The 25,671-nt window shown below is 72.7% G+C and carries 33 protein-coding genes; 13 read left to right on the forward strand and 20 right to left on the reverse strand.

The features are described 5' to 3' along the window. Positions 1 to 8 precede the first annotated feature (8 nt). The 4 genes from N865_RS01985 to N865_RS02000 all read right to left on the reverse strand — a co-directional run bounded on the left by N865_RS01985 (position 9) and on the right by N865_RS02000 (position 1,793). On the reverse strand, positions 9 to 494 hold the full coding sequence (locus tag N865_RS01985) for a hypothetical protein (protein WP_051509875.1): 486 nt from the start codon (positions 492 to 494) through the stop codon (positions 9 to 11). A gap of 157 nt (positions 495 to 651) precedes the next feature. After that, complete coding sequence (locus N865_RS01990; protein WP_034800954.1) at positions 652 to 912, reverse strand: metal-sensitive transcriptional regulator; 261 nt, start codon at positions 910 to 912, stop codon at positions 652 to 654. Between the two features lie 86 nt (positions 913 to 998). After that, on the reverse strand, positions 999 to 1,334 hold the full coding sequence (locus N865_RS01995) for a YnfA family protein (RefSeq protein WP_034800956.1): 336 nt from the start codon (positions 1,332 to 1,334) through the stop codon (positions 999 to 1,001). Positions 1,335 to 1,394: 60 nt separating this feature from the next. Further along, positions 1,395 to 1,793 carry a VOC family protein gene (locus N865_RS02000; protein WP_034800958.1) on the reverse strand — a complete coding sequence of 133 codons (399 nt, stop codon included), beginning with the start codon at positions 1,791 to 1,793 and terminating at the stop codon, positions 1,395 to 1,397. A 134-nt stretch (positions 1,794 to 1,927) separates the two neighbouring features. Between N865_RS02000 and N865_RS02005 the strand changes: the two genes are divergently transcribed. Continuing rightward, a complete protein-coding gene (locus N865_RS02005; protein ID WP_034800960.1) occupies positions 1,928 to 2,143 on the forward strand; it encodes a hypothetical protein in 216 nt (71 codons plus the stop codon). A gap of 147 nt (positions 2,144 to 2,290) precedes the next feature. Continuing rightward, complete coding sequence (locus N865_RS02010; RefSeq protein WP_034800962.1) at positions 2,291 to 3,133, forward strand: alpha/beta hydrolase; 843 nt, start codon at positions 2,291 to 2,293, stop codon at positions 3,131 to 3,133. A 24-nt stretch (positions 3,134 to 3,157) separates the two neighbouring features. Here N865_RS02010 and N865_RS02015 read toward each other — a convergent pair whose 3' ends face one another. Both N865_RS02015 and N865_RS02020 read right to left on the reverse strand, forming a co-directional pair. Next, a complete protein-coding gene (locus N865_RS02015; RefSeq protein WP_034800964.1) occupies positions 3,158 to 3,775 on the reverse strand; it encodes a class I SAM-dependent methyltransferase in 618 nt (205 codons plus the stop codon). Beyond that, positions 3,762 to 4,547: a DedA family protein gene (locus N865_RS02020; RefSeq protein WP_084327863.1), complete on the reverse strand. Its 786-nt coding sequence runs from the start codon at positions 4,545 to 4,547 to the stop codon at positions 3,762 to 3,764. Before N865_RS02020 ends, N865_RS02015 begins: the two co-directional genes overlap by 14 nt. A gap of 171 nt (positions 4,548 to 4,718) precedes the next feature. On the opposite strand from N865_RS02020, the gene N865_RS02025 reads away from it, so the two are divergent. Then, positions 4,719 to 5,249: a flavodoxin family protein gene (locus N865_RS02025; protein WP_051509877.1), complete on the forward strand. Its 531-nt coding sequence runs from the start codon at positions 4,719 to 4,721 to the stop codon at positions 5,247 to 5,249. A gap of 100 nt (positions 5,250 to 5,349) precedes the next feature. Here the strand turns inward: N865_RS02025 and N865_RS02030 are convergent, their stop codons facing one another. From N865_RS02030 to N865_RS21495, 5 genes are all read right to left on the reverse strand, one after another. Next, the gene (locus N865_RS02030; RefSeq protein ID WP_034800966.1) at positions 5,350 to 6,285 is read right to left on the reverse strand and encodes an alpha/beta fold hydrolase; all 936 of its coding nucleotides are present in this window, start codon (positions 6,283 to 6,285) and stop codon (positions 5,350 to 5,352) included. A gap of 29 nt (positions 6,286 to 6,314) precedes the next feature. Then, positions 6,315 to 7,556, reverse strand: coding sequence for an RNA polymerase sigma factor (locus N865_RS02035; RefSeq protein WP_034800967.1), 1,242 nt, complete (start codon positions 7,554 to 7,556; stop codon positions 6,315 to 6,317). A gap of 19 nt (positions 7,557 to 7,575) precedes the next feature. Then, complete coding sequence (locus tag N865_RS02040; protein ID WP_034800968.1) at positions 7,576 to 7,947, reverse strand: YciI family protein; 372 nt, start codon at positions 7,945 to 7,947, stop codon at positions 7,576 to 7,578. Between the two features lie 167 nt (positions 7,948 to 8,114). Then, positions 8,115 to 8,489 carry a VOC family protein gene (locus N865_RS02045; protein ID WP_034800969.1) on the reverse strand — a complete coding sequence of 125 codons (375 nt, stop codon included), beginning with the start codon at positions 8,487 to 8,489 and terminating at the stop codon, positions 8,115 to 8,117. Positions 8,490 to 8,595: 106 nt separating this feature from the next. Beyond that, a complete protein-coding gene (locus N865_RS21495; protein ID WP_169735682.1) occupies positions 8,596 to 9,138 on the reverse strand; it encodes a phosphatase PAP2 family protein in 543 nt (180 codons plus the stop codon). 160 nt (positions 9,139 to 9,298) lie between these two features. On the opposite strand from N865_RS21495, the gene N865_RS02055 reads away from it, so the two are divergent. Both N865_RS02055 and N865_RS02060 read left to right on the forward strand, forming a co-directional pair. Continuing rightward, on the forward strand, positions 9,299 to 10,111 hold the full coding sequence (locus N865_RS02055; RefSeq protein WP_407636735.1) for an HAD-IIA family hydrolase: 813 nt from the start codon (positions 9,299 to 9,301) through the stop codon (positions 10,109 to 10,111). A 98-nt stretch (positions 10,112 to 10,209) separates the two neighbouring features. Next, positions 10,210 to 11,445: an aminopeptidase gene (locus tag N865_RS02060; RefSeq protein ID WP_051509883.1), complete on the forward strand. Its 1,236-nt coding sequence runs from the start codon at positions 10,210 to 10,212 to the stop codon at positions 11,443 to 11,445. Positions 11,446 to 11,580: 135 nt separating this feature from the next. Here N865_RS02060 and N865_RS02065 read toward each other — a convergent pair whose 3' ends face one another. From N865_RS02065 to N865_RS02080, 4 genes are all read right to left on the reverse strand, one after another. After that, positions 11,581 to 12,102: a DnaJ family domain-containing protein gene (locus N865_RS02065; protein WP_051509885.1), complete on the reverse strand. Its 522-nt coding sequence runs from the start codon at positions 12,100 to 12,102 to the stop codon at positions 11,581 to 11,583. Positions 12,103 to 12,153: 51 nt separating this feature from the next. Further along, positions 12,154 to 12,624 carry an META domain-containing protein gene (locus N865_RS21500; protein ID WP_051509887.1) on the reverse strand — a complete coding sequence of 157 codons (471 nt, stop codon included), beginning with the start codon at positions 12,622 to 12,624 and terminating at the stop codon, positions 12,154 to 12,156. A gap of 89 nt (positions 12,625 to 12,713) precedes the next feature. Further along, complete coding sequence (locus N865_RS02075; protein ID WP_034801136.1) at positions 12,714 to 13,556, reverse strand: uracil-DNA glycosylase; 843 nt, start codon at positions 13,554 to 13,556, stop codon at positions 12,714 to 12,716. Between the two features lie 64 nt (positions 13,557 to 13,620). Further along, a complete protein-coding gene (locus tag N865_RS02080; protein ID WP_034800972.1) occupies positions 13,621 to 14,160 on the reverse strand; it encodes a COG4315 family predicted lipoprotein in 540 nt (179 codons plus the stop codon). Positions 14,161 to 14,357: 197 nt separating this feature from the next. Here N865_RS02080 and N865_RS02085 point away from each other — a divergent pair, with 197 nt between their 5' ends. The 4 genes from N865_RS02085 (at position 14,358) to N865_RS02100 (ending at position 17,201) form a co-directional block, all read left to right on the forward strand. Then, a complete protein-coding gene (locus N865_RS02085) occupies positions 14,358 to 14,846 on the forward strand; it encodes a sigma-70 family RNA polymerase sigma factor (RefSeq protein ID WP_034800974.1) in 489 nt (162 codons plus the stop codon). After that, positions 14,843 to 15,613, forward strand: coding sequence for a zf-HC2 domain-containing protein (locus N865_RS02090; RefSeq protein WP_034800976.1), 771 nt, complete (start codon positions 14,843 to 14,845; stop codon positions 15,611 to 15,613). The genes N865_RS02085 and N865_RS02090 overlap by 4 nt, the downstream gene beginning before the upstream one ends. A gap of 179 nt (positions 15,614 to 15,792) precedes the next feature. Further along, positions 15,793 to 16,602: an HNH endonuclease family protein gene (locus N865_RS02095; RefSeq protein ID WP_051509889.1), complete on the forward strand. Its 810-nt coding sequence runs from the start codon at positions 15,793 to 15,795 to the stop codon at positions 16,600 to 16,602. Between the two features lie 350 nt (positions 16,603 to 16,952). After that, positions 16,953 to 17,201 carry a DUF2630 family protein gene (locus tag N865_RS02100; RefSeq protein WP_034800978.1) on the forward strand — a complete coding sequence of 83 codons (249 nt, stop codon included), beginning with the start codon at positions 16,953 to 16,955 and terminating at the stop codon, positions 17,199 to 17,201. A gap of 76 nt (positions 17,202 to 17,277) precedes the next feature. Here the strand turns inward: N865_RS02100 and N865_RS02105 are convergent, their stop codons facing one another. Next, positions 17,278 to 17,631: a VOC family protein gene (locus N865_RS02105; protein WP_211244831.1), complete on the reverse strand. Its 354-nt coding sequence runs from the start codon at positions 17,629 to 17,631 to the stop codon at positions 17,278 to 17,280. 102 nt (positions 17,632 to 17,733) lie between these two features. Between N865_RS02105 and N865_RS02110 the strand changes: the two genes are divergently transcribed. Beyond that, positions 17,734 to 18,699 (forward strand): sigma-70 family RNA polymerase sigma factor, encoded by a 966-nt coding sequence (locus tag N865_RS02110; protein WP_051509891.1) that lies wholly within the window; start codon positions 17,734 to 17,736, stop codon positions 18,697 to 18,699. A 52-nt stretch (positions 18,700 to 18,751) separates the two neighbouring features. Here N865_RS02110 and N865_RS22570 read toward each other — a convergent pair whose 3' ends face one another. Beyond that, positions 18,752 to 18,901: a hypothetical protein gene (locus tag N865_RS22570; RefSeq protein WP_157557513.1), complete on the reverse strand. Its 150-nt coding sequence runs from the start codon at positions 18,899 to 18,901 to the stop codon at positions 18,752 to 18,754. A 1-nt stretch (position 18,902) separates the two neighbouring features. Further along, complete coding sequence (locus tag N865_RS02115; protein ID WP_211244832.1) at positions 18,903 to 19,433, reverse strand: DUF4396 domain-containing protein; 531 nt, start codon at positions 19,431 to 19,433, stop codon at positions 18,903 to 18,905. A 185-nt stretch (positions 19,434 to 19,618) separates the two neighbouring features. Between N865_RS02115 and N865_RS02120 the strand changes: the two genes are divergently transcribed. Continuing rightward, positions 19,619 to 20,689, forward strand: coding sequence for a patatin-like phospholipase family protein (locus N865_RS02120; RefSeq protein ID WP_034800980.1), 1,071 nt, complete (start codon positions 19,619 to 19,621; stop codon positions 20,687 to 20,689). Positions 20,690 to 20,756: 67 nt separating this feature from the next. Next, complete coding sequence (locus tag N865_RS02125; RefSeq protein WP_051509893.1) at positions 20,757 to 21,572, forward strand: arylamine N-acetyltransferase family protein; 816 nt, start codon at positions 20,757 to 20,759, stop codon at positions 21,570 to 21,572. A 6-nt stretch (positions 21,573 to 21,578) separates the two neighbouring features. On the opposite strand, the gene N865_RS02130 is transcribed toward N865_RS02125, so the two are convergent. Continuing rightward, entirely contained in the window at positions 21,579 to 22,370 is a 792-nt protein-coding gene (locus N865_RS02130; RefSeq protein ID WP_034800982.1) for an inositol monophosphatase family protein, read from the reverse strand. A gap of 242 nt (positions 22,371 to 22,612) precedes the next feature. Here N865_RS02130 and N865_RS02135 point away from each other — a divergent pair, with 242 nt between their 5' ends. Then, positions 22,613 to 23,908, forward strand: coding sequence for a hypothetical protein (locus N865_RS02135; RefSeq protein WP_034800985.1), 1,296 nt, complete (start codon positions 22,613 to 22,615; stop codon positions 23,906 to 23,908). 146 nt (positions 23,909 to 24,054) lie between these two features. Here the strand turns inward: N865_RS02135 and N865_RS02140 are convergent, their stop codons facing one another. Then, positions 24,055 to 25,635, reverse strand: coding sequence for a helix-turn-helix transcriptional regulator (locus tag N865_RS02140; RefSeq protein WP_034800988.1), 1,581 nt, complete (start codon positions 25,633 to 25,635; stop codon positions 24,055 to 24,057). Positions 25,636 to 25,671: the final 36 nt, after the last annotated feature.

Here is a 25,671-nt window from a genome sequence, read left to right on the forward strand (position 1 = left end):
CCGACCGCTCAGCCCGAACCGCCGAGGTCGACGTCGTAGGCCTCGTACACGAGGTCGGCGCCCGTCTGGCGGTGCCGTCGGAGGCGGCGCACGAGCAGCGTCAGCTCCTCGCGGAAGGCCGGGAGGTCGGCCATCGTCCCGCCGTGCTCGAGGACGGCGAGGTAGCCGGCGATCTCCTCGCGGAGCGGTGCGTGCTCGGCGAAGAGCCGGTCGATGGGGCCCGAGAGCCGCGGCGCGTCGCGACGGATCCGCTCGTACAGACCGCCCGGGCTCTCGGTCAGGCAGATGTGGTCACTGAAGTCGTGGTCGAGCTCGGCGAGGGCTGCCCGGACGCGCTCCCGCCAGGGACCGCCTCGGGCGATCGCCGCCTCGAGCGCCTCGTCGACGGCGCGGATCGAGTCGCCGAGCTCCGCCCGGCGGGCCCGCACCTTGCCGAGGTACTCGGCAAGCTCTGGTGCTGTCGTCTGTCGCTCGTTCCCCGAAACAACGTCCATGGCGACCTCCCTGGCCCCATGGTCCTCCCGGCTCGCGGCGGCCGTAAAGGGCTCGGTCCGTGCGATTCGTCTCACGAGCGCGTATGCCGCTGGGCGGGGTCACGCGATGGCGTGACCCCGCCCAGCGGCATACGTGCTGGTCCTGGTGAGGAGGGCGTCAGGCGAGGGAGAGGAAGAGCTTCTCCATCTGGGCGACGTCCATCTCCTCGCCGTCGGGGTTGGTCAGGCACTCGCGCAGCCCGGTCGCGATGACGGCGAACCCGGCGCGGTCGAGAGCCTTGGAGACGGCGGCGAGCTGGGTGACGATGTCACGGCAGTCGCGCCCCTCCTCGATCATCTTGACGATCCCGCCGATCTGGCCGCGCGCACGGTTGAGGCGCCGGATGACCGACTGCATCTCGTCGAGGTCGAGCTCCACGGCTGCTCCTGGGGGGTGGTAGGGGCGGGGGGTAGCTCCATGATACCCCCGCCCGTATGGACTCACACGGGGACCGCCAGGACTGCTCAACCGGCCCGCGGGGCGTACATGATGACCGCGACTCCGACCAGGCAGACGAGGGCGCCGACGACGTCCCAGCGGTCCGGCCGGAACCCGTCGGCGACCATCCCCCACACGAGGGAGCCGGCGATGAAGACCCCACCGTATGCGGCGAGGATACGGCCGAAGTTCGCATCGGGCTGGAGGGTCGCGACGAACCCGTAGAGGCCGAGGGCGATGACGCCGGCGCCCACCCAGGCCCACCCCCGGTGCTCGCGAACCCCCTGCCACACGAGCCAGGCGCCGCCGATCTCGGCGACTGCTGCGAGGACGAAGAGCAGGATCGAGCGGGCGACGGTCACGCGGCCATGGTCGCAGAGCCGGCGCCAGAGCGCCGCTGCCCGCGGCCACCGTGGGCGAGCTCAGAGGTCGCCGGCGGCCCGGCGCTCGTCGTCGCTGCGCAGGATGCAGAACTCGTTGCCCTCGGGGTCGGCCATCACCCACCAGCCGCGCCCGTCGGCGGTGCGGCGGTCGTCGACGTCGGTCGCGCCGAGGGCGAGGACGCGCTCGTGCTCCTCGTCGCGCGGACGGTCGGTGGGGCGCAGGTCGAAGTGGACGCGGTTGCGCAGGACCTTCGGGTCGTCGACCTCGATGAAGAGGATCCGGTGGGACTCGTCGGGCGAGAGGATCAGGCACTCGTGGTGGCCGGGCTCGTTGGGGTCGGACGGGTCCTCGTGGTAGCCGAGCAGGTCGGCCCACCACACGGACTGGGCATGGGCGTCGAGGGCGTTCACGGTCGTGTGGGAGAGGGAGAGGGCCATGCCCGCAGTCTGGCGCGCGGGGCCCACGATGTCGCGCCCGTTTCGGACCGCGAGGCGGGTCAGTGTCAACGTTGGTTGACACGGCTCGCCGGCCGGCCTACTGTGTCAATGAAGGTTGACATCAAGGAGATGGCATGGGGGAGGACGAGATGGTGCGACTGGCCCTGGCGACCGGGGACGACGACCCTCGCGCGGCGCTCGCAGCGGCCCGAGAGCTGCGCCGTGCGGCGGACCGGACGGAGGCCGCGGTCGTGCGCCGCGCCCGCAACGCCGGGCTGGCCTGGGCGGAGATCGCCGAGCAGCTCGGCGTCTCGCGGCAGGCGGTCCACAAGAAGTACGGCCGACGCTGAGACGGCGCGCGCAGGGCGCTGGAGAGGGCGCTGGAGCCAGCGCGAGGCGGGCGAGGCGGGCGTCGGGACGCGGTGCCGCATCTCACCGGCGAAAAGCGCAGGTCCCAAAGCCCTGTTCCGTCCGGCCGTGGGCGTGAGGATGGGGCCATGGACGAGACCGACCTCCAGTTCGAGGGGCACGAAGGAACGATCGTCGGGCGCCGCTGGCAGCGCGACACAGACGGGGCGGACGGACCGAGCGGTGGCGACCCGACCTACATCGCCCTGATCGTCCACGGCTACGGCGAGCACTGCGGCCGCTACGCCCACGTGGCCCGGCGCCTCGTCGACGACGGGGCGGTCGTCTACGCCGTCGACCACGTCGGCCACGGCCGGAGCGAGGGCGAACGCGCCCTCATCGACGACATCGAGACCGTCTGCGAGGACGTCCACCTCCTCGAGGGCCTGGCCCGCGGCGAGCACCCGACCCTCCCCCTCGTGCTCATCGGGCACTCCATGGGTGGTCTCATCGCGGCGCGCTACGCCCAGCGGTGGGGCGACGGGCTCGCGTGCATCGTCCTGTCGGGGCCGGTCATCGGGACGTGGGCGCCGCTCGACGGCCTCCTCGCGGCCGACGTGATCCCCGACGTGCCGATCGACCCAGCCGTCCTCAGCCGCGACCCCGCCGTCGGGCAGGCCTACCTCGACGACGAGCTCGTCTGGCACGGGTCGTTCAAGCGTGCGACGCTCGAGTCGCTGCGGCACGCCATGGGCAACGTCCGGGCCAGCGGGCCGGTCGACGACCCGCTGCTCTGGATCCACGGCGAGGAGGACCGGCTCGTCCCCATCGCGGGGTCACGCATCGGCTGGCGCGACCTCAAGGGGCGCCACTCCTCGGCGAAGTCCTACCCGGGCGCGCGCCACGAGATCTTCAACGAGACCAACCAGGACGAGGTCATCGGCGACGTCGTCGCCTTCATCCACGAGCACGTGCCGCAGCCGGTCGCCTGACCCCGGGGGCCGCCCGGCCGAGCGTCAGCGACGGCGCAGGACGGCAACCGTGTCGAGCGCCTCGCGGGGGCCCTCGTCGGTCTCGACGGGACGGACCCGGATCTCGGCGCGCTCGACCTCGACGGGGAGGTCCTCGACCGCGTCGACGACCTCGTCGGGGTCGTAGAGCACGGACCGGTCCCCCGGCCCGCCCCAGCCCTCGGCGAGGTTGCGTCCGGCGTGGGCGACGATGACGACGTGCCCACCGGGGCGGACCGCGCTGACACCCTCACGGAAGGCGCGCCGCAGCTCGTCACGGGGCAGCTGGAGGTAGCAGAACACCGCGAGGTCGTATGCCGCCGGGCCGCCCGGCGCGGGCATCGTGGCGTCGGCGACCCGGGCCGTCACCTGCCCCGCGTTCTCGCCGAGCACCTCGAGCGCCCGGGCCCGGGCGCGCTCGATGGCGACGGGCGAGTAGTCGGTGGCGACGACGTGCCAGCCCTGCTCGGCGAGCCAGATCGCGTTGCGTCCCTCGCCCGCGGCGATGTCGATCGCGGTGCCGGGCGTGAGCGGGGACACGAGCTCGGCGACGAAGCGGTTGGGCTCGGCCGACCACACGAGGTCGCGGGCGGCATACCGCTCGTCCCAGTCACTGGCGTCCATGGTCCCAGCCCTCCCTGGTGTGTTCGGCGGCGGACCGGGCGGCCCGCTCGGCGTGCGCCCCGACCGGCTCGTCGACAGCGGCATCGTGCTCCAGCGCCCCCGGCTCGTCGACGGCAGCCCTCTCCTCCACGGCGGTGTCGACGGCGGTGTCGAGATCCTCCTCGGTCCGGTGCCGGCGCACCTGCCAGATGACGAGGGCCACGACGACGACGACCGCGATGACGACCGCGACGCCGCGGCCGAGCCACTTCTCCACCTGGGCGTAGGAGTTGCCGGCGACGTAGCCGACCGTCACGACGGTGGCACCCCAGGCGATCCCTCCGGCGGCGTTCCACGCGAGGAAGGTCGGGTAGTGCATCCGGGACGTGCCCGCGAGCGCCGGCATGACGGCCCGGAAGAAGGCCGTCCACCGGCCGAGGAAGACCGCCGCGCCGCCTCGGCGGGCGAGGAAGTCCTGGGCTCCGGTCAGACGGGCCTGGTGCCTGGCCAGGACGGGCATCTGGAGGATGCGCGGGCCGACGTGCTTGCCGACCTCGAACCCCACGGTGTCGCCGACGATCGCGGCGACGATGACCACGACGAGGACGGCCGGGTAGGGCACGTGGCCCAGGCTCGCCGCGACCCCACCGAGGATGGCCGCCGTCTCCCCGGGGATGACGAACCCGACGAAGAGGGCGTCCTCGGCGAAGACGACGAGACCGACGATGAGGCAGACGAGCCAGGCCGGGGCCGCGAGGACCTGGCCGAAGACGCTGTCGAAGATGGAGCTCACCCGTCCATGGTCCCCCATCCCGGCTGGGTCCCGGCTGGGTAGGGCCCATCCGGGCCCTCCGGAGCCGGTCGGAGGTGCGGCGGCGCGCGCCCCGAGCCCAGGGCATCTCGTTGGTCACGTTGGACCCCGATCGCCCCCTCACCGACCTACCGTGAAAGAGGAAGGGAACCCATGATGTCTGTCCTCATCGTCCACGAGTCCATGTTCGGCAACACCCAGCGCGTCGCAGCCGCCATCGCCGAGGGCGTGCGTGAAGGCAGAGCCCCCGAGGACCCCGAAGGCGTGCGTCTCGTCAGCGTCGACGCCGCCCCGACGACGCTCGGTGACGATGTCACCCTGCTCATCGTGGGCGGTCCGACGCACGCCTTCGGCATGAGCCGGCCCAACACGCGGGCCGACGCGATCAGCCAGGGCGCTCCGCTCGGGACGACGACGGGGATCCGGGAGTGGATCCAGGCCGTGGGCGTGCGCCCGGGGCTGTCCGTCATCACGTTCGACACCCGGGTCCACGTCCACATGCTCCCCGGGTCGGCAGCCAAGATGTCGGCCAAGGCCCTGCGTGACCGGGGCTTCGACAGCACCGAGCGCGGCGAGACGTTCTGGGTCGAGGGCACGAAGGGGCCGCTCGAGCAGGGCGAGCTCGAGCGGGCCCGGGCCTGGGGCAACACCCTGGCCCACCTGCCTGCCGCGACGGCCCTCTGACCACCGTCAGCCCGCCGACCGCGCCCACCCCGCCGACCGAACGCAGCGTTCGTTTCTGGACTCAGCGTTCTGGCAGCGCGTTCGTGACCGAACGCCGCGTTCACTTGGCGGGTGGGGCGGTGTCGGCCAGCCAGGTCCGAAGGTGCCCGAGGACGACGTCCGGCACCTCGAGCTGCGGGGTGTGACCGACCCCGGGGAGGAAGACCGTGCGCCATCCCGGGTTGTCGGCCGCGGCCCGGCGCGCGGCCCCCACGGGCACGAGCCGGTCCTTCTCACCGTGGATGAGCAGGACGGGCTTCGACACGCCACGGATGAGAGCGGCATACCGTCCAGGGCCGCGCAGCACGCGAAGGAGGGAGCGGGCCGCCTTGACGTAGCCGGCGTCGACCCCCTGCAGCGAGCGACGGTAGGCCGACAGCGCGACTGACGCGTCGAAGACGCCGGCGTCGGACCTCGTCGGGTCCGCGAAGCAGAGGTTGACCGTTCGGGAGACCCGCTGCTGGTCGGTGAGCCGGCGCTCGAAGTTCGTGACGACGCGCTCGCCGACGAAGGGGGTCGCCTGGACGAGGAAGGCGAGCGCGACGCCGCGGTCCGGCGGGTGCCGCTCGGTCGGCAGCGACGGCGAGATGAGCGCGAGACCGTCGACGAGGTCTGGGCGAGCCGATGCGAGCAGGAGCGCGACCATGCCGCCCATCGAGTTGGCCACGAGGATCGCCGGAGCGCCGACGACCTCCTCGAGGAAGCGGGCGAGAAGCTCGGCGTTCGCGTGGACCGTCGTCGAGCGGTCGTGCCCGGGCGTCAGACCGAAGCCCGCGAGGTCGAGGGCTCGGACGCGGTAGGTGTCGGCAAGCGGCGAGGCGATCTGGACCCAGTTGAGGTGCGACCCACCGAGGCCGTGCACGAGGACCACGGCCGGGGCGCCCTCGGGCCCTCCGAAGTCGACCCAGTGGACCGGGCCGTCGAGGTCCGCGACCTGGCTGCGCCCGCCCCAGGGTGCGGCGAGGTCGAGGGGGGCGGCTCCGGTTCCTGCGGTCATGCGCGCAATGTAGCCCGCCGTTCTGTGACTCAGGACATCGAGCCCAGTGCCTCGCGGCGGCCCGCGAGGAACCGGCGCTCCGGCTCGTTGTCGCACAGGGCGATGGCGGACGCGTAGGCGGCGGCCGCTTCGGCATCCCGACCCAGCCGGCGCAGGAGGTCGGCGCGCACGGCGTGGAAGGAGTGGAAACCGACGAGCTCGGCCTCGAGCTCGTCGACGAGCACGAGCGCGTCCACGGGACCGCGCAGCTCGGCGACGGCGACCGCCCGGTTGAGCGAGACGACAGGGCTCGGCGCGAGCGCGAGCAGCTGGTCGTAGAGCGCGACGATCTGGCTCCAGTCGGTGTCGGCGGTCGACAGCGCGTCGGCATGAACCGCGGTGACCGCTGCCTGGATCTGGTACGGCCCGGGAGCGTTGCGGCGCAAGCACTTTCGCACGAGCGCCTGCCCTTCGGCGACGAGGTCGGCGTCCCAGCGCGACCGGTCCTGGTCGGAGAGGACGACGAGCTCGCCGTCCGGCCCGGTGCGAGCCGCACGGCGGGCCTCGGTGAGCAGCATGAGGGCGAGCAGGCCGGCCGCCTCGGGCTCGTCGGGCATGAGGTCGACGAGGACGCGACCGAGCCGGATCGCTTCCGCGCAGAGGTCGGGGCGCACGAGGTCCTCCCCCGCCGACGCGAGGTGCCCCTCGGTGAAGACGAGGTAGACGACGGCGAGCACCGCCCCGAGGCGGTCGGGCAGGTCCGCGTCGCGCGGGACCCGGTAGGGGATGCCGGCGTCACGGATCTTGGCCTTGGCCCGCACGATCCGCTGCGCCATGGTCGCCTCCGGGACGAGGAAGGCGCGGGCGATCTCGGCGGTCGTCAGCCCACCGAGGAGGCGCAGGGTCAGGGCGACCTGCGCGGGCCGCGCGAGGCTCGGGTGGCAGCACGTGAAGATCAGGCGCAGTCGCTCGTCACGCACGGGTCCCTCCTCTCGCGGGTGGTCGGGCGCGTGGAGCAGCAGCGACTCCGTATGCCGCTGGGCTCGGCTCGCCTCCCGGCGCAGCCGGTCTATGGCTCGGCGACGAGCGGTCGTGATGATCCAGCCGGCGGGGCTGGGCGGCATACCACTGAGGGGCCAGCGCTCCACGGCGACGGCGAACGCGTCCTGGACCGCGTCCTCGGCGAGGTCGATGTCACCGAGGACGCGGATGAGGACGGCGACGGCCCGCCCGTGCTCCTCACGGAAGACCCGTGCGATCTCGTCGCTCGTGACGGCCGTGCGGTCGGTCATGGACGGGCTCCCTGCCGGCTCACTGGGTCGTGGGTGCCTGACCGGGCCGACCCTGGTCCTGGAACGGGCGGACCTCGATGGGCAGGCCGGTCGCCTTGGCGATCCGGGTCGCCCAGTCGAGGACGACGTCGTAGTCGTCGGACTGGACGATGCTCAGGCCACCGAGGTGCTCCCGCGACTCGACGAACGGCCCGTCCGTCATGAGCGGGTCTGCTCCGGCCCGGACGACGGTCGCCGAGGCCTGCTCGGCGAGGCCGCCGGCGAAGACCCAGCCGCCCGCCGCGCGGATGTCCGCGTTGACGACCTCGAGGTCCGCCATGATCCGGGCGAGCTCGGCCTCGGGCGGCACCGGTCCGTCCGGTGAGAACAGGCTGATCAGGTAGGTCTTCATGGTGTCTTCCTCCTCCTCGCCGGGCTGACCGGCGGTTCGCTGTCGTGGTCGAGGGGCGCACCGGCTGCGCGCCTCTCACCCCCTACACGAACGGCGGGCCGCTGGATCGACACTCCGCCCCCAGTCTCGTCCTCGAGCGGGCCGGTCACCGGGCACCGCCTCTCGCGTCAGGCCCTGGGGCGCTGCTCGACCAGGCCGACGAGGTTGCCCTCGCTGTCACGGACGAAGGCGTGCCACTCGTCGGTGCCGGCCGGCCCCAGCGTGTCGTCCTCATGGCCGAAGATGACGTGCGGGCCGCTCTCGACGACGCTCCCGGCGGAGCGGAGCCGCTCGACCGTTGCCTCGAGGTCGTCGACGGCGAGGTAGAGGGTCGCGCTCGGCGCACCGACCTCCAGCAACAGCCGGACGCCGCCCCCGAGGTCGAAGAAGACGAGTCCCGGCGGGTCGTACGTCGCGAGCGGCTCGCGGCCGAGGAGGTCGGCGTAGTAGCCGGAGGCCCGGGCGAGGTCCTCCGCGCGCTGGGCAACCTGGACGAGCTTCACTGGTCCTCCTGGCTCACTCGGACGGGGACGAGGTGCGTCGGCCGCACGGGACCAGCGAACCACAGCATCCCCGCCCCCCGGCTGTGAGACGGGAGGATCTTGCCGCTCAGGCCGACGTCTGGGGCGCGGCCGAGCCGTCAGCCGAGCCGTCGACCGAGCGCTTGGCCGCCCGGTCTCGGACCGGCCACCACGAGCGCGAGACGAGCAGCCCTGACACGATGACGCCGACCGCCGCGGCGACGAGCCCGAAGGCGAGCCCGGCCGTCACGTCCGGGACGTGGTGCACCCGGGCCGCCACCCTCGACGCCGCCACGAGGACGGCGAGCACGAGCAGGGCGAGCCCCAGGCGGCGGCGCCACCACAGCACGGTCCCGGCGACGACGGCCGCCATCGCGGAGTGGTCGGACGGGAACCCGTTGTCCGCCGGGTGCGCGATCATCGGCGGCCGGCCGTCGACGACGAACGGCCGCGGGTCGGTCCACAGCATCGAGCCCGCCTTGATCAGGACGCCGACCGCCACGAGGGCAACCACGCCGGCCACGACCATCCGGGTCCGGTCGGTCCACCCCGCGCGGAGCCAGGCGAAAGCGGCCCCGGCGACGATCAGGAAGAGGCCATACGTGGCCATGAGCACGATGAGGGTCTGCACCGGGAAAGGGTGCCCCATCCGACTGGGAGCAGTCTGGGTCGCTCCGTAGGGGCGCTTCGGACGCCTCGACGAGAATCGGGCTTCTCGACCCCCGGACCCGCAGGACGGGGGCGACGTGGCGAAGGCGCGTTTCGGACAGCCGGACCTTCCGACCACCAGAATGGGGCCCATGGCCGAGCACCGACCCATCGAGACCTGGCTGACCGACATGGACGGCGTGCTCGTCCACGAGGAGGACGCCATCCCCGGCGCGGCTGAGTTCATCACCGCGCTGCGCGAGTCGGGGAGGCAGTTCCTCGTGCTCACCAACAACTCGATCTTCACCCCGCGGGACCTGCGCGCCCGGCTCCTCGCCAGCGGGATCGACGTCCCCGAGGCGGCGATCTGGACCTCCGCCCTGGCCACCGCCCAGTTCCTCGGCGACCAGCGGCCGGGCGGCTCCGCCTACGTCGTCGGGGAGGCCGGACTCGTGACGGCGATGCACGACGTGGGCTTCGTCATGACCGAGCGCGATCCCGACTATGTCGTCCTCGGCGAGACGCGGACCTACTCCTTCGAGTCGATCACCCGGGCGATCCGGCTCATCGAGCAGGGCGCGAGGTTCATCGCGACCAACCCCGACCCGAGCGGCCCCAGCCCCGCCGGCACGCTGCCCGCGACCGGGTCGGTCGCCGCCCTCATCAGCACGGCGACGGGCCGCCAACCGTACTTCGTCGGCAAACCGAACCCGCTCATGATGCGCAGCGCCCTCAACCGGCTCGATGCGCACTCGGAGACGACGGTCATGGTCGGCGACCGGATGGACACCGACATCATCTCCGGGCTCGAAGCGGGTCTGCGGACCGTCCTCGTGCTCACCGGCTCGACGAAGCAGCACCAGATCGAGCGCTTTCCCTACCGGCCGAGCCGCGTCGTCGACTCGGTCGCCGACCTCGTCGACCTCGTGCACTCGTTCGGCGCACACCAGGCCTGACCGCGCGGCGGGCGCATGCGGGGCACCCGATCCCGCCTCCGCGCAGGGCAACCGGCGTAGCGTCGGTGTCCCCGACCCCGCGCAGAGAGGCCGCGACCGTGACCGAGCCCTTCGACCACCTGCTCGAGGCCTACGCACGCCTCGTCATCCGGATCGGCGTCAACGTCCAGCCCGGACAGCGCGTCGAGATCCGGGGCGAGCCCGAGCAGGCCGACACGGCCCGGGCTCTCGCCCTCGAGGCGTACCGCGTGGGCGCGAGCAAGGTGACCATCACGTACGTCGACCGGCACCTCCAGCGGGCCGAGGTGGAGCACGCCCCCGACGAGTGGCTCGGCCGCTCGCTCCCGTGGGAGGTCGAGGGCATCCGGGCCATGAAGGAGGACCGGCCCGCCGTCATCGCCCTCACCGGCAACCCCAACCCGCGCCTCATGGACGGCCTCGACCCGGCGCGCCTGGTCCGGTCGACCAAGCTCGACCAGGTGCGCGAGTTCCTCCCACTGACGTCCGCGTCCGAGATCGCGTGGACCGTCGTCGGCGCGCCGACCCCGGGCTGGGCCGAGAGCATCCTCGGCGTCCCCGACACGGCGCGCCTCTGGGACGCCGTGGCGACGGCGATGCGGCTCGACGAGGACGACCCGGTCCGGTCCTGGCGTGAGCACCTCGATGCCCTCGCCCTGCGCCGCAACCTGCTCAACGAGCGGTCGTTCGACCGGATCCGCTATCGCGGCCCCGGCACCGACCTGACCATCGGCGTCGCCGCCGAGTCGCGCTGGGTCGGAGGGGAGCTCACGAATGCCGAGGGGACGACGTTCGTCCCCAACATGCCGACGGAGGAGGTCTTCCTCACGCCGGACTGGCGCCGGGCCGAGGGGCGGGCCCGCACGACCGCTCCCTTCTTCCTCGCGACGTCGGGGACGCTCGTCGAAGGGCTCGAGGTCGAGCTGAGCGACGGCACGGTGACGGGTGCACGCGCCGAACGGGGCGAGCGCGAGATCCACGAGCAGTTCGAGAGCATCCCGCGGTCCCGCCACCTCGGCGAGATCGCCATCGTCGACGGCGGCTCACGCGTCCGCCGCAGCGGCCTCGTCTTCAACGACATGCTCTACGACGAGAACGTGGGCTCCCACATCGCCTGGGGCAACGGGTGGAACTTCGGGTTCGCCGGCTCCAACGACCTCACGCCGGACGAGCGCGTCGCCGCCGGCCAGAACCAGTCGGCAACGCACGTCGACATCGTCATCGGCAGCCCCGATGTCGAGATCGACGGGATTGCCGCCGACGGCACCGTGACACCGCTCGTCCAGGGCGACACGTTCGTCCTCGACGGGGCCTGAGCCGCGACGCGAGGTGTCGCAAGGGCTGCGGTTCGGGTCAGCTGCTGCCCTGGCAACCGCAGCCCGTGTGACGAACCGCAGCCAGTGCGTGACTGGAGCCCGTCCGCCCGTATGCCGCTGGGCCGGGTCGCCGCGTCAGGCTCGGCCGGTGAGGCGCCGCCACCAGCTCGCGCGCGGCTCCTGTGCAGGAACCGGCTGTTCCGAGGCGCGGCGCGCCGCCGCCTCGGCCGCCCGGTCGGCGCGCAGCTCGCGCCACTGCGCGACCATGTCGTCGACGTCGACGGTCTTCGCCAGCAGCGGGGGCAGGTTGCCGACCGCGGGGCGCAGTCGGTCGGCGAGCACGCGGTGGTTGTAGTCGGTGAGGATCTCGCGGACCTGCTCCTCGCGCCGGACGTCGGCGAGTGACTCGGGGAAGCCCGCCGCCTCCTTGCGCAGGCCGAGCGCGCCCGGCAGCGCCCCCGACAGGTCGATCCCCTCGCGTCGCGCCATCCGCTTGACCCACCAGTCGGGGTCGCCGCTGTCGCTGAGGTCGAGGGGCTTGCCCGCTCCCGGAAGGTCGTCGAAGTCGCCCCGCTCCTGCGCCTCGCGGATCTGCCGCTCGACGGGACTCTCCCAGTACGGCTGGCTGGACGGCTGGTTGGACGGCTGGTTGGCCATGTCACCACGCTAGCTCGGAGTCGCCGCTCGGGGCGCCCCTGCAACCCTCCCTCAGGCCGGGCCCGGGGCCTCGCCCTCGCCGGAGGCCAGCCCGCCAGCAGGCCCGGGGGCTGGCCCCTCGACCGGCTCACCGACCCGCTCACCGGCTCCCTCACCGACCGGCTCACCGACCGGCACCGCTGCCTGCTCCATGAGGACCGCCGCCGGAACGGCACCGCCCGGGACGGGCCCGAGGACGAGCCGGTCACCCATGAGCGAGTACGTGACGTCGCCGGTGATGACGGCGAGGAAGCGGCTCTCCTGCTCCATCGCCTCCGGCAGGCCGGCCATCCGCGTCGAGCCGGCGTTGCCGAAGCGGATGACGTCGCCCTCGACCTCATACTGCCCGATGAGCCGGTTGACGCCGGTCGAGCCGCTGAGGCGCCCGTCGTCGCCGAAGGCGAGCTCGGGCTTGCGCCCGGTGGTCGGAGTCCCGCCGATCTCCTCGACGAGCCAGGTCGTGCCCTCGATCTCGTTTCCCATGCTCGCCAGCCAAGCACAGCGGGAGCCGGCGTGCGCGGGTTCCGGAGCCCGGCGGCATACGACGGGGCCCTTCTCAGGGGAACCCGGGCTCAGAGACGGGCGAGGACGTCGTCGAGCATCGCCTCGGTCAGCTTGCCCGTGAAGGTGTTCTGCTGGCTCACGTGGTAGCTGCCGACGAGCCGGACCGGCCGCCCCGCCGCGGTCGTCAGGAGCGCCTCCGCGCCGTGCCCGAAGCGCGGTTTGGGACGCGGGACGTCCCAGCCGCGCCTCCGGGCCGAACCGAGGGCGGCGTCCCACGCGATCGACCCGAGCGCGAGCATCGAGCGCAGATGCGGTTCGGCGAGCTCGAGGTCGCGGTCGAGCCAGTGGGCGCACGTCAGCCTCTCCTGCGTCGTCGGCCGGTTCGCCGGGGGCGCACACCGGACCGCGGCCACGATCCGCAGCCCGGTCAGCTCGAGCCCGTCGCCGGCGGCCACCGACGTGGGCTGGTTGGCGAACCCCGCCCGGTGGAGCGCGGCGTAGAGCCAGTCGCCGGAGCGGTCCCCCGTGAACATCCGGCCGGTCCGGTTCGTGCCGTTGGCCGCCGGCGCGAGCCCGACGACGAGGACGGCCGCCTCCGGGTCGCCGAACGACGGACCGGGCCTCCCCCAGTACGGCTGGTCGGCGAAGGCCGCCCGCCGCCCCTGGGTCGCGACGGTCTCGCGCCAGTCGACGAGGCGCGGGCAGGCCCGGCACACGGACACCCGCGCATCGAGCTCACGTATGCCGCTCGCACCCTTCGCGAGCCGGCGCACTTGCGCTTCGGTGCGGGCCACGGGCGTGTCCGCAGTCGCGGGATCACCGGGCCACCCGGTCCCCGGCGGCACGGGCGAGAGGAAGTGCGCGCCGGTGACCGGGTGGGGGTCGAGCTCGTCGGACGCTCCGGTGGACATGAGGTCACGGTAGGTCGCGAGCGCGCCGAGCGGCATACCCTCGGGCCTGACCGGCGTGGCGAGATCAGTACCCGCCGCGCGTCCCGCCCGAGGTGTTCTTGATCGCGCCGCCGGTCGGGTCGACGACCCACCAGATGCCGAGGATCCCCTGACCGGACGTGCTGCCCGCCGTCGTGTCCTTGACGTAGTGGTAGAGCGGGCGGCCGTCGAGGGCCAGCTGCTTCCTGCCGTCGGGCGTCGGGATCGTCGACACCTTCCCGGTCACGCCGGTCAGGGTCGGCATGGTGCTCCCGGCGAGCGCGACCGGCCACAGGGCCAGGCACCCGCCGGTGCACGCGCTGACCGTGGCCCCCTTCGCGTCCTTGTCGAAGACGTAGAGCGTCATGCCACGGTTGTCGGTGACGAACGTACCGAGGGCGGTCGTCGAGGTCGTCAGCCCGGTCACCTCCCCCGACGCGTTCGCGGCCGCCGACGAGGCAGCGGTGTTGAGTGCTGCCGGAGTCGCTGCGGACCCGTAGCCGCTGCCTGACGACGACCCGCACGCTGCGAACAGTGCGAGGCCCACCGCGGCCGTGGCCGGGGCGAGTACACGGATGGGACGCATGGTGACCTCCTGAGGTCGTGGGACGGACCCGGTTGCGCTTGGCGAGCCGTCGGTCCTCACGTCGTTCGACGTTCCCCACCCGAGGACGCCATCCGGCGCACCGTGGTTCAGTGCGGCGACGGGTGAACCGTCAGGGGCGTCCGGACGTCCTCGTGCATGGAGACCTGACACGCTCGGACGCGGAAGGAGGGCGGGCCATGCCACTCGACGACGAGGCGGTCGCGGCCATCTACCGCGAGCACGGGCCGATGCTGCGCCGGGTCGTCTGGCGAGCGACGAGCGACCCGGACCGCGTCGACGACATCGTCCAGGAGGTCATCCTCCGCGTCTGGAGGCAGGCCCCCGAGGTGGACAGCCTGCGTGCCTACCTCATCGCCACCGCCCGGCACCTCATCGTCGACCAGCACCGCGCCGCGGTCCGCCGGCCCCAGCAGGCCCGTCTCGTCGACATCGGCGAGGAGGAGTCGGCGATCGACCGGGCCCTCGACCAGGTGCTCGTCGAGGAGGCCCTCGGCCGGCTCCAGCCGAACCACCGGGACATCGTCCGGTGCCTCTACTACGAACGGCTCTCCGTCGCAGAGGCCTCGGACCGTCTCGGCGTGCCCGAGGGCACCGTCAAGTCGCGCGCCTTCTACGCCGTGCGCAACCTGCGCGTCATCCTCGACGAGATGGGAGTGACGAGATGACCACCGCGCCCGACGACCCGCACGTGCTCCTCGGCGCGTTCGTCCTCGGGGGACTCTCCGACGAGGACCACGGGGCCTTCACCGAGCACCTCCGCAGCTGCCAGGCGTGCAAGGACGAGCTGGGCCAGGTCTCGGGGCTCCCCCGCCTGCTCGACCTCGCCGGTCCGGGCGGCGGCCCGTACATCACCGGTGAGACGGAGCCTGGGGCTCCCGGCCCGCTCGGGGGCGGGCCGGGCTCCTCGGTCGGGTCCTGGGCGGGCTCGTCGATGGGCTCGTCGACGGGTTGGTCGATGGGCTCGTCGATGGGTTCTCCCCAGGGCTCCCCGCAGCTCGCCCATCTCCTGGACGAGGCGGCCCGCCAGCGGCGGCGCACCCGTCGGTGGCTCGCCGCGGCCGCGGCCGCCGCGGCCGTGCTGCTCTTCGCTGCCGGGGCCTGGGTCGGACCGCGCCTGGGCACGACGAGCCCTTCGGCGACCCACTACACGGCTGCCGCCGCCTCCGGCTCCGCGGCCAAGGTCGACATCGCCCTGGTGACGCGCGGCTGGGGGACTCAGGTCGACATCGCCTGCACGAACATGCCCACGACCGGGCAGCTGCTCCTCTGGGTCGTGGACGCCCAGGGCACGGCCCGACCGGTGGCCTCGTGGAGGGCGACCGAGGCGGACTACACGACGGTCACCGGCGCCACCGCCCTGTCTCCCGAGCAGATCAGCCGGGTCGAGGTGCGCACCGACACCGGCACGGTGATCGCGACCGCCACCACCTGATCGCCCTACACCCACCCCCATCCGCACCCCCAGATCCCGAGTCGATGTATCCCGCGGTCACGGGTGACCGCGGGATACATCGACTCGCGGGGTGGGTGGCGGTCGGACGGGGGCGGGGTGCCCTACGGTCGGGGGGCCCGCCCGACCCTGCCCACGGATTCCGGAGGATCCCCGCCGTCATGTCCCGCCTGCGCCTCGTGTTCATCGCCGTCCTGCTCGGCGCTGCGCTCGCCACCCCGTCGATCAGTCGCGCCATCCCCCAGCTCGAGGACCTGGTCAGGGGAGCCACGCAGGCCGCCTCCTCCTCCTCCGCCGCCCCGACCTCGACGCCGACGTCGGGCCCACCGACCACCGCGCCTTCAGGAGCCTCACCCGGCACGGCGGGGAGCGCTCTCGCGACCGTCGCCACCCTCACCGTGAAGGGCCGGGCGCCCCAGACCGGGTACGAGCGGGACCGCTTCGGCCAGGCCTGGCTCGACACCGACCACAACGGGTGCGACACCCGCAACGACGTGCTCCGGCGCGACCTCGCCCACGTCGAGGTGAGAGCCGGCACCCACGGCTGTGTCGTCCTGCGCGGGACCCTGAAGGACCCCTACACGGGCCGCACCATCGAGTTCGTGCGGGGCGCGTCCACGTCGGCGGCCGTGCAGATCGACCACGTCGTCGCCCTGTCGGACGCGTGGCAGAAGGGCGCCCAGGGGCTCTCGGACGCGACGCGTGCAGCACTGGCCAACGACCCCCTCAACCTCCTCGCCGTGGACGGCCCGACGAACCAGGCCAAGGGCGACGGCGACACGGCGACGTGGCTGCCGCCGGCCAAGGGCTACCGCTGTGCGTATGTCGCTCGCCAGGTCGCGGTGAAGGCGAAGTACCACCTCTGGGTCACCGCCGCGGAGCGGGACGCGATGCGCAGGGTCCTCGCGACGTGCCCGACACAACCGCTCCCCGCACCCTCGAGCGTCGCGGTCCCGGCACCGGCCGCCTGAGGTGGTTCACGTACCTCGACGGGCCAGCCGCCCCAGCTGTCACGGGCGTCCCCTGTGGACTCACCTGGTGGACTCCGCTGATGGAGAGTGGTGCGGGGCGGGCTGCCCGGGCCCCGCACCACCACGTGCAGGACAGAGACCCGAGCGGCATCGGTGATACCTCCGCGTCGGGCCGTGACGTCAGGGCCCAGAGCCGGGGGTGCCCGCCCGCTACGGCACTGCCCAGCATTCCTGGGCAGTGACGTAGGAGCGCGGGCAGACGCGCGGGACGGCGCGCGGACCAGCGCCCGCGGATCTCCCTCGACCGTCGAGGCGGCGCGTGATCCCACCGGCCGTGCCATAGTGACGGGATGGCTGAAGACGTCCCCATCCAGCACCACATCAAGGCGCTCATCGACGAGGAGCACCAGCTCCGCGCGGCCCTCCAGGACGGCTCGATCTCTGCCGACGAGGAGCAGTCCCGGCTCAAGCGCGTCGAGGTCGAGCTCGACCAGTGCTGGGACCTGCTGCGGCAGCGGCGCGCCAAGCGCGAGTTCGGCGGCGACCCCGACGAGGCGCAGGTGCGCGCTCCCGGCATCGTCGAGGGCTACACCGGCTGAGGCCGGACGGCCCGCGCCCCGGCGCGCCGAGCTCGGCACACCCCGGTGCACCGAGCTCGGCGACCCGCCTGCTGGGTCATGCCTGGACGAGGCCGATGACGTTGCCGTCGGGGTCCGCGAGGACCGCGGTCAGCTTGCCGCCGCCGACGTCGGTCGGCTGCTGGCGGACCGTGGCGCCCGCCTCGACGAGCCCGGCGACGTGGGCCGGGACGTCGTCGACGTGCCAGTACGGCACCGGGCCGGTCAGGCCCTTGGCGTGACCGTTGGGGTCGAGGGCGATCTCCTGGCCGCCGACGTTCCAGCCGACGTAGTACGGCTGGTCGGTGTGCGGCTCGGCGGCGAGCAACCGGGTGAAGATGGTCTTCGCGGCGGCGAGGTCGGTGACGGGGTAGACGACCGTGTTGACGGTGGTCGCGGTCAGGCTGGACATGGTGTTCTCCTCGGGTCAGCGCGGCGGCGGTCCCGCCGCTGTCACATCGAGCCGGTGGGGCTCGTCAGGCCTATGACGGATCCCGAGCGGAGGATGTGACACGTGGACGACAAGACTCCCCACAGCGAGCCGGACCCAGGGCCCCTCGACGACGGTGAGTGGCTGGCCCAGGCCTTCGAGAGCCACCGCGGGCACCTGAGGGCGGTGGCCCACCGGATGCTCGGTTCGGCCACCGATGCCGACGATGCCGTCCAGGAGGCCTGGCTGCGGCTGAGCCGGTCGGACCCGAGCGAGGTCGTCAACCTCGGTGGCTGGCTCACGACGGTCGTCGCCAGGGTCAGCCTCGACATGCTGCGGTCGCGCGCGTCCCGTCGCGAGGACCCCTGGGACGCGGAGCTCGCGGCACTCTCGGGCGACGACCGGAGACCTGGCGGGACGACCGTCGCCGACCCGGCCGCGGAGGCGGAGCTCGCCGACTCGGTCGGGGTGGCTCTCCTCGTCGTGCTCGACACCCTCGCACCCGCGGAGCGCCTCGCGTTCGTCCTGCACGACCTCTTCGGGGTCCCCTTCGAGGAGATCGCGCCGATCGTCGACCGGTCCCCCGCCGCCGCGAGGCAGCTCGCGAGCCGGGCCCGGCGCCGCGTCCGCGCCTCCGACGGCGACGGGGCCGCGCGCACGGAGACCAGCGAGGCGGAGGTCGGTTCCGACGCACCCGCGTCGCGCGAGGTCGTCGCGGCCTTCCTCGCGGCCTCGCGCGGCGGCGACCTCGGCCGGCTGCTCGAGCTGCTCGCTCCCGACGTCGTCGTGCGCGCGGACGCGGCCGCCGTCGCCATGGGCTCGGTGCCGCTCACGGAGGGTGCCGAGGCGGTCGCCCAGACGTTCGTGGGGCGTGCGCGCGGGGCGCGGCTCGCCCTCCTCGACGGCTCCCCGGGGGCGCTCTGGTCGGTCGGCGGGACCCCCAAGGTCGCCTTCGCCTTCACCGTCGACCATGGCCTCATCGTGGCCGTCGACCTGCTGGCCGACCCGGACCGCCTCGCGGCGCTCGAGGTGGCCTACCTGCGCGACTGAGCCCAGCGGCATACGGGCCGTGATGCCGTATGCCGCTGGGCTCGGTGGGCGGTCAGCGCCCGGTCCGCGCGTCGGTGACGACGGCGGTCGGGGCGGCCCCGTGGGTGGGGGCGTCGGCGCGTTCGAGCTGCGCTGCGGTCGAGACGACGAGGCCGCCGAGGAGGAAGCCGGCGATCGCCGCTGCGAGGGTCTTGGTGTCCATGTCAGTGCCCTTCAGTCGTGCCGGCCGCGTGCGCGTGCCGGCTGTGGTCGTGCTCGCCGTGGTGGTGACCGGCGTGACCGGCGTGGTCGCCGTGACCGGCGTGGAACGCGTGCGTCAGCGCATGCCCCTTGCCACGGGCGAGGAGGTAGGCGTTGACCGGGTACGCGGCAAGGAAGGCGATGCCCAGCGCGAGCGTCATCGCGATCCAGAAGAGGGGCTCGGTGAGTCCCGCGTCCATGGCTCCCGGGACGGCGGCGACGACGGCGTTGTCGACGATCTCCATCGTGAGGATCGAGAGGGTGTCCGCGGCGAGGACGAGCGTCAGCGCCCGGCGGACCGAGAGGCCGCCGCGCACGAGCGGGAGGCTCGAGAGCGCGTAGCCGAAGACGAAGGCGAGGCCGATGGCGAGGGCCATCGTCCGCATCGCGCTCCAGCCGAGGGCGGTGCCGATCATGAGGCCGGCGATCTCGCCGATGGCACAGCCGGTGAGGCAGTGCAGGGTGGCGCTGGCGGCCATGCGGTTGAGTCTCATCTCCGTGCTCCTTGGGTCTGGGCGGGTCGAGTGCGGTCGAGTGCGGTCGAGTGCGGTTCGGGTGCCGGTCGGGTTGCAGCGGACCGACGACCTGTAAATACCCCTGGGGGGTACTTCTATTCCCGACCGTCCCTTGTTCTGCCCGACGGTGCCGAGCGACGGACCCCTGCGGTTAGGCTCGAGACGTGGCAGACGGGGTGCGTGCAGCGGTGGTGCTCGGCTCGGGAGGCGCACGGGGCTACGCCCATGTGGGTGCCCTTCAGGTGCTCCGCGAGCGCGGGATCGAGGTCGTCGCCATCGCGGGAACGTCGATGGGGGCCCTCGTCGGCGGGGTCGCGGCTGCGGGCAAGCTCGACGCCTACACCGAGTGGGCTCTCAGCCTGACGCAGCGCGAGGTCTGGCGCCTCCTCGACGTGAGCCTGACGAAGGTCGGCGGCGTCAGCCGTGCCGACCGGGTCATCGCCAAGGTCGGCGAGATCCTCGACGGCGCGACGATCGAGAGCCTGCCCATCCCCTACACGGCCGTCGCGACCGACCTCAACGCGCGCCGCGAGGTCTGGTTCCAGCACGGGCCGGTGGAGCACGCCATCCGAGCCTCGATCGCGATCCCCGGCGTCATCACACCGATCACGATCAACGGCCGCACCCTCGTCGACGGTGGCCTGATCAACCCCGTCCCCATCGAGCCGACGGCGGCCGTCACAGCCGACGTCACGATCGCCATCTCCCTCTCCGGCATGCGCTCGTCGTCCGGCACGGCGACCCCCGTCAAGGAGACCTCCGAGCCGCGCCCCCGGGAGGAGTGGGCGCTGCGGTTGCGCCGCGGCACGGCGGAGGTCCTCGAGTCCGAGCGACTCCGGGCCATCACGAGCCGTCTCAGCGTCCACCGCCGCGACCACGAGGTGACCTCGGCGCTCGCCGACGACCTCGCGAGCGCCTCCGGGCTGGTGTCCGGCGAGAGGGCGCCGATTGCGGCCCCCGGCACCACCGACTCCCCCGTCGACGCGTCCGGTCTCGCCCAGCCCGAGCTGCTCGTCTCCACGCACAGCGAGATCAGCGTCCTCGAGCTGCTCAACATGAGCTTCGAGACGATGTCGGCGCTCATCTCCCGCTACCGCATGGCGAGCAACCCGCCCGACATCCTCGTCACGGTGCCGTCCAACGCGGTGCGCACGCTCGACTTCCACCGGGCCGCCGAGATGATCGAGCTCGGCCGACAGCTGACGACCGAGACCCTCGACCAGGCCGGGTACTGACCCGGGCGGAGGGCCTTACATCGATGCGGCTTGACCTCGAGGAGGCTTGAGGTCGGAGGATGGCGAGGTGGACCAGACGACATCGACCGGCCTCTCTCGGGCTCTGACCCCTGCAGAGTCGGCGGCCTACCTCGCCCGGATCGGGACGCTCGCCATCGAGGCGCCGACGCTCGGCGCGCTGGCCTCCCTGCACCGGGCGCACCTGCTCGCCGTCCCGTTCGAGAACCTCGACATCGCGCGCGGACGCCCGATCCGCCTCGACACGACGAGCCTCCTGCGCAAGGTCGTCACCGACCGTCGCGGGGGCTACTGCTACGAGCTCAACGGCCTCTTCGCCGCGCTGCTGCGCAGCCTCGGGTATGCCGTGTCACTCGCCTCCGCCCGCGTCGCCGGCTCCGACGGTCGGCTGAGTCCGGAGTACGACCACCTCGCTCTCATCGTCGGCTCCCCCCTGCTCGACGAGCGACAGCTCGTCGACGTGGGATTCGGTGACGCCTTCCTCGAGCCGCTGCCGATGGTCGACGGGTTCTCGCGGGTCGAGGGCGCCAAGAGGGTCGGCCTCGTCACCCGCGACGCAGGCGAGGAGGTCGGCGAGTGGACCTACCGCGAGGACGCCGGCGACGGCTGGCACCCGACCTACGTGTTCACGACGACACCCCACGTCCTCGAGGACTTCGCCGCGAGGAACGAGTGGCAGCAGACGTCACCCGAGAGCCACTTCACCCAGAAGCGCGTCGCCTCGGTCGCCACCCCGACCGGGCGCGTCACGCTGAGCGGGGAGCGGCTCATCACGACCACGGCATCGGGACGGACCGAGCGAGAGCTCGACCCGTCGGAGGTCGCCGCCGCCCTCGACGAGCACTTCGGGATCGTCCTGCGCTGACGCGCGTCAGCGCAGGTGGGCGCTCGAGGCGAGTGAGCGGCATACGACGTCGTATGCCGCCGGGCTGGCCGCGGCGAGCAGGCCGCGGGGCGCCGTGTCGCGGGGACGGTAGGGCTGCCCGTCGAGGGTGCCGACGAGTCCGCCCGCCTCGGAGAGGATGAGGGAGCCGGGGACGTGGTCCCACGGGGCGGCACCTCGGTAGAGGATGTAGTCCGCCTCGCCCTCGACGATCTTCGGGTAGTCGATCCCGCACGAGACCCAGGTCAGCGCCATGGGCTCAAGGCCGGCGAGCGACTGCCCGATCCAGGAGCGCCGCGAGGTGCGCCCGCGCAGTGCGGCGACGTCGCCGGGGGCCTGCCGGGTGACGCGCTCGCCGTTGCGGAAGGCGCCTGCGCCCCGCTCGGCGACCCAGGCGGCCTCGTGCTGCGGCTGCCAGATCCAGGCGCGCACGGCCTCGCCGCCGCGGGTCTCGCTCATCATGACGGCGTGGTCGGCCGAACCGTGGACGAAGTTCTTCGTGCCGTCGACCGGGTCGACGGTGAAGGCGTGCTCGGCGGCGGCGTAGCGGGCCATGAGGCTCGGGTCCGCGGAATGGGCCTCCTCGCCGAGGACGACCGCGTCGGGATAGGCCGCGGTGAGTGCCCTCGTGATGAGCACCTCGGCCTCGTGGTCGGCCACGGTGACAAGGTCGCCCGGGTTCTTCTCGTGGATCTCGCCGTCGGCGAGAGCCCGGAACCGGGGGGTGATGACCTCTGCGGCGACGTCCTTGAGCAGGGTGAGGACCTCTTCGGTGTGCACCCGCCCAACGTAGCCGGTCGCCGGGTCCGCCCCGAACCTGCCAGAACGCTGGGAGCCCGCTCCACGACAGCCGTGCATGGCCTGCATCACGGCTGAACGACCCCTGAATAGCACTGTGTCGCAACGAAATTGGTTAGGACGCACCAATCCGGGTAAACCCCCCGCGAACGGTCCACACGGCTACATTCCACCTTGGCAGGGGAAGCCACCACCTCGAGAACCCGGGAAGGGTTGATCACTCCATGCGTGTACCCAAATACGCAACCGCCTTCGTGATCGCGTCGGCGATGGTTGCGGCGCTCGGCACGACGGCGCACGCCGTCGCGCTGACGTCGGAGCCGCAGCTCGTCAACGACGCCGACCTCCAGGCGAAGTCGGTCACCATCGGCGGGGCCACCGTCCTGCCGACGACGAAGACGATCGCCCACTGGCACGGCCAGACGACTGATCCGAGCAACGGCGTCACCTACGGCTACAACATGGTCGGGGCCGACCCGAGCACGTGCTCCGGCGCCGACTGCGACACGACGATCCAGGTCGACATCACGCCGATCAAGGTCGTCGTGGGAGGTCTGACGCTCGACGGCTCCGACGTCCTCGCCGCGACGCTCGACTCGCCGCAGTTCGCGACGAACGACTACGGCTCGACGCCCGCTGCGACGCAGTCGAACTCGACGAGGGGCGCGGGCGGCGCGCTCTCCCAGCAGGATGCCGGCCAGCAGCTCCAGCTGCAGGACGCGACGATGCGGGCGCAGTTCGCGAAGACGGGTTCCAGCACCTACCACCTGCGGCTGCACCCGAACGTGACCGCACCGGTGACGATCACCGTCCCGTCGAACCAGGGCGGCCTCATCCAGAGCGGCCGCGGCGTCGTCGGCGCGAGCATCGACGTGGGCTGGTGGTCCTCGCAGATCAACAACCTCGAGACGTCGGCCGACCCGACGCACCTGCCGCTCTACCTGACCGACAACGTCTTCCTCCACACCGGCAAGTCGCTCGGTGACTGCTGCATCATCGGCTACCACGGGACCAAGGCCGCCGGCGACCGGCTCGGCAACGGCAAGACGCAGGGCAACGCCCCGGTCCAGACCTTCGCCTGGGCGTCGTACGTCCGTCCCGGCTTCTACTCGCGGGCGAACGGCGGCGTGAACTGGGCGCTGCAGGACATCCACGCCATCAGCCACGAGATCGCCGAGTGGGCGGACGACCCGTTCGTCAACAACACGGTCAACCCGTGGCTGACGCCGACCGCGCCGCAGTACGGCTGCACCGGGGTCCTCGAGACCGGTGACCCGGTCGTCGGCATCGGCTTCGCGATGGGCACGAACACCTTCGCCCAGGGCCCGAACCCCAATGGCACGGTGAGCGCCGACGGCGCCTACCACCCCGAGGACGAGGCGCTCCTGCCCTGGTTCCTCCGCCTTCCGTCGAACGCGACGGGCTCCGAGCCGAACCAGACCAGCCCGGGCGGCCGCTACACCCTGATGGGCGACCTCAACCCGTTCCCCGGGTTCCGCGCTCCCGCGACGGGCTGCTGACCGAGCCCGCTCGACCACCCGAGAAGTGAGGCGTATGCCGCCGGGCCCGGCCCGGCGGCATACGCCTTCTCGCGTCCGGGAGCGGGGCGGACCGGCTCCCCCGGCCCCCTGACTCACGCGACTCCGACCCACCCGACTCCGACGGTTCACGCCTCCGGGCGGATGTGGGCGGGCATCGAGAGCCACCAGCCGAGGACCGGCTGCGCGACCTCATTGACGACCGCGTGGTCGGCCGCGTGGTCGAGCGACGAGGAGAGCGCCGCGAGCGTGTCGAACCGCCCTCGCATGCCGAGGATGTAGGTCAGGCCGCGGACGCAGTCGGCCATTCGGTTCGGGTCGGCCGCGTGGTTGTCGTGGAGGACGTGTCGGAGACGGTCGGCGCAGCGCGCCTCACGGGCAGCCCGCACCGGCGTCCGCGGCTCGACGCAGTTGCCCGCCACGACACCCACCTCGGCGACCATCTCGGGCCCGGTCTCGGGCGAGCAGGCCATGTCGATGAAGAGCGGCAGGTCCTCGGCTCGCCCCAGCCAGGTCAGCACGGTGCAGCACTCGTGGGCGGCGATGACGTCCCCTTCGGCGCGTGCCGTCGCCAGCTCGGCGGCATACTCCCTGCCGACGACCTGACCCTGCGGGGAGATCATGAGGATGGAGAGCGCGTTGGAGCGTGTCATCTCGTCCGTGTGGCCGAGCGCCGTGTCGAGCAGGCGGTAGAGCACCGGCTCGCCGTCGGGCTCCGGCTGGCTCTCGTCGACCGCGGCGCGGACGCGGCGCCTGACCCGCCGCAGGGTCTCGGGCGGGACGGCGCGCCCCTCGAGGATGATCGAGGCCGCGAACGAGCGGTCCTCGGCCGTCAGAGCCTGCGCGAGACGGGTCCGACCCGGCAGCTCGAGCGCGCGCAGGAGGTTGGCCGCGCCTCTGTGGACCCGGTAGGGCGCCCGGGAGTCGCGGAGATGACCGATCGCGAGATGGGCCGCCGCGCGCGCCAGGCCGGGCGTCAGGTGGTCGCCGGTGACGAGCGACGTCAGGGCGATGAGACAGGCGCGCAGCGCGTCCGGGTTGGTCGGCGTGCTCAGCTCGTCGAGGAGGATCCGGAGGGCGGCCGGGTGGGTCGTGAACTGGAGCAGGCTCATCGTGTCGTTGTAGAACTGCGCCCGCGGGTCGTCGAGGATGTCGCGGACCATGTCCGCGACGACCGCGCCGCTCCGCGGGTGGCCGGCGAGGCGGGCGACGGCCTCGGCCCGGAGGTCGTACTCCAGGCCGACCGTGACGACGAGCTCGTGGATGCACCGTCGCATGAGGTGCTCCCAGTCGCCTGCCCGGACCATGGCGTGCGGCATGCGACCGAGGTTGGCGGACAGGCGGTCCCAGTCGTGGCCGGTCATCCGCTCGGGGGCGACGGCGCGCTCGACGAGCTGGAGCGTCTCGTCGACGTCGGGATCCTCTCTGGGGTTCAGCGCGGCCGTGGAGCGGACCGGCGAGGCGTTGCGCGCGAACTGGTCGATGGCGCAGAGGAGCTGGCCCTCCGGGAGCCCGAGGACGATCTCGTAGCGACGGACGAGGTCTTGCGTGATCTCGACCGCGCCGCTCTCCCAGCGCCCGACCTGGGCCCGGTGGACGGCCGGGGCACGTCCTGCCCCGGCCGCGAACCCCGAGGCGGTGCGCAGGCCGGGATCGGCTGCGTGCCGACGCGCGTTGCGCAACACCCAGAGCATCTCGTCGACCAGCACACTTCCCCTTTTCCCTGTAGGTCCGAACTCAACCGC

The organism is Intrasporangium oryzae NRRL B-24470, from assembly GCF_000576595.1.
GTDB classification, from domain to species: domain Bacteria; phylum Actinomycetota; class Actinomycetes; order Actinomycetales; family Dermatophilaceae; genus Intrasporangium_C; species Intrasporangium_C oryzae.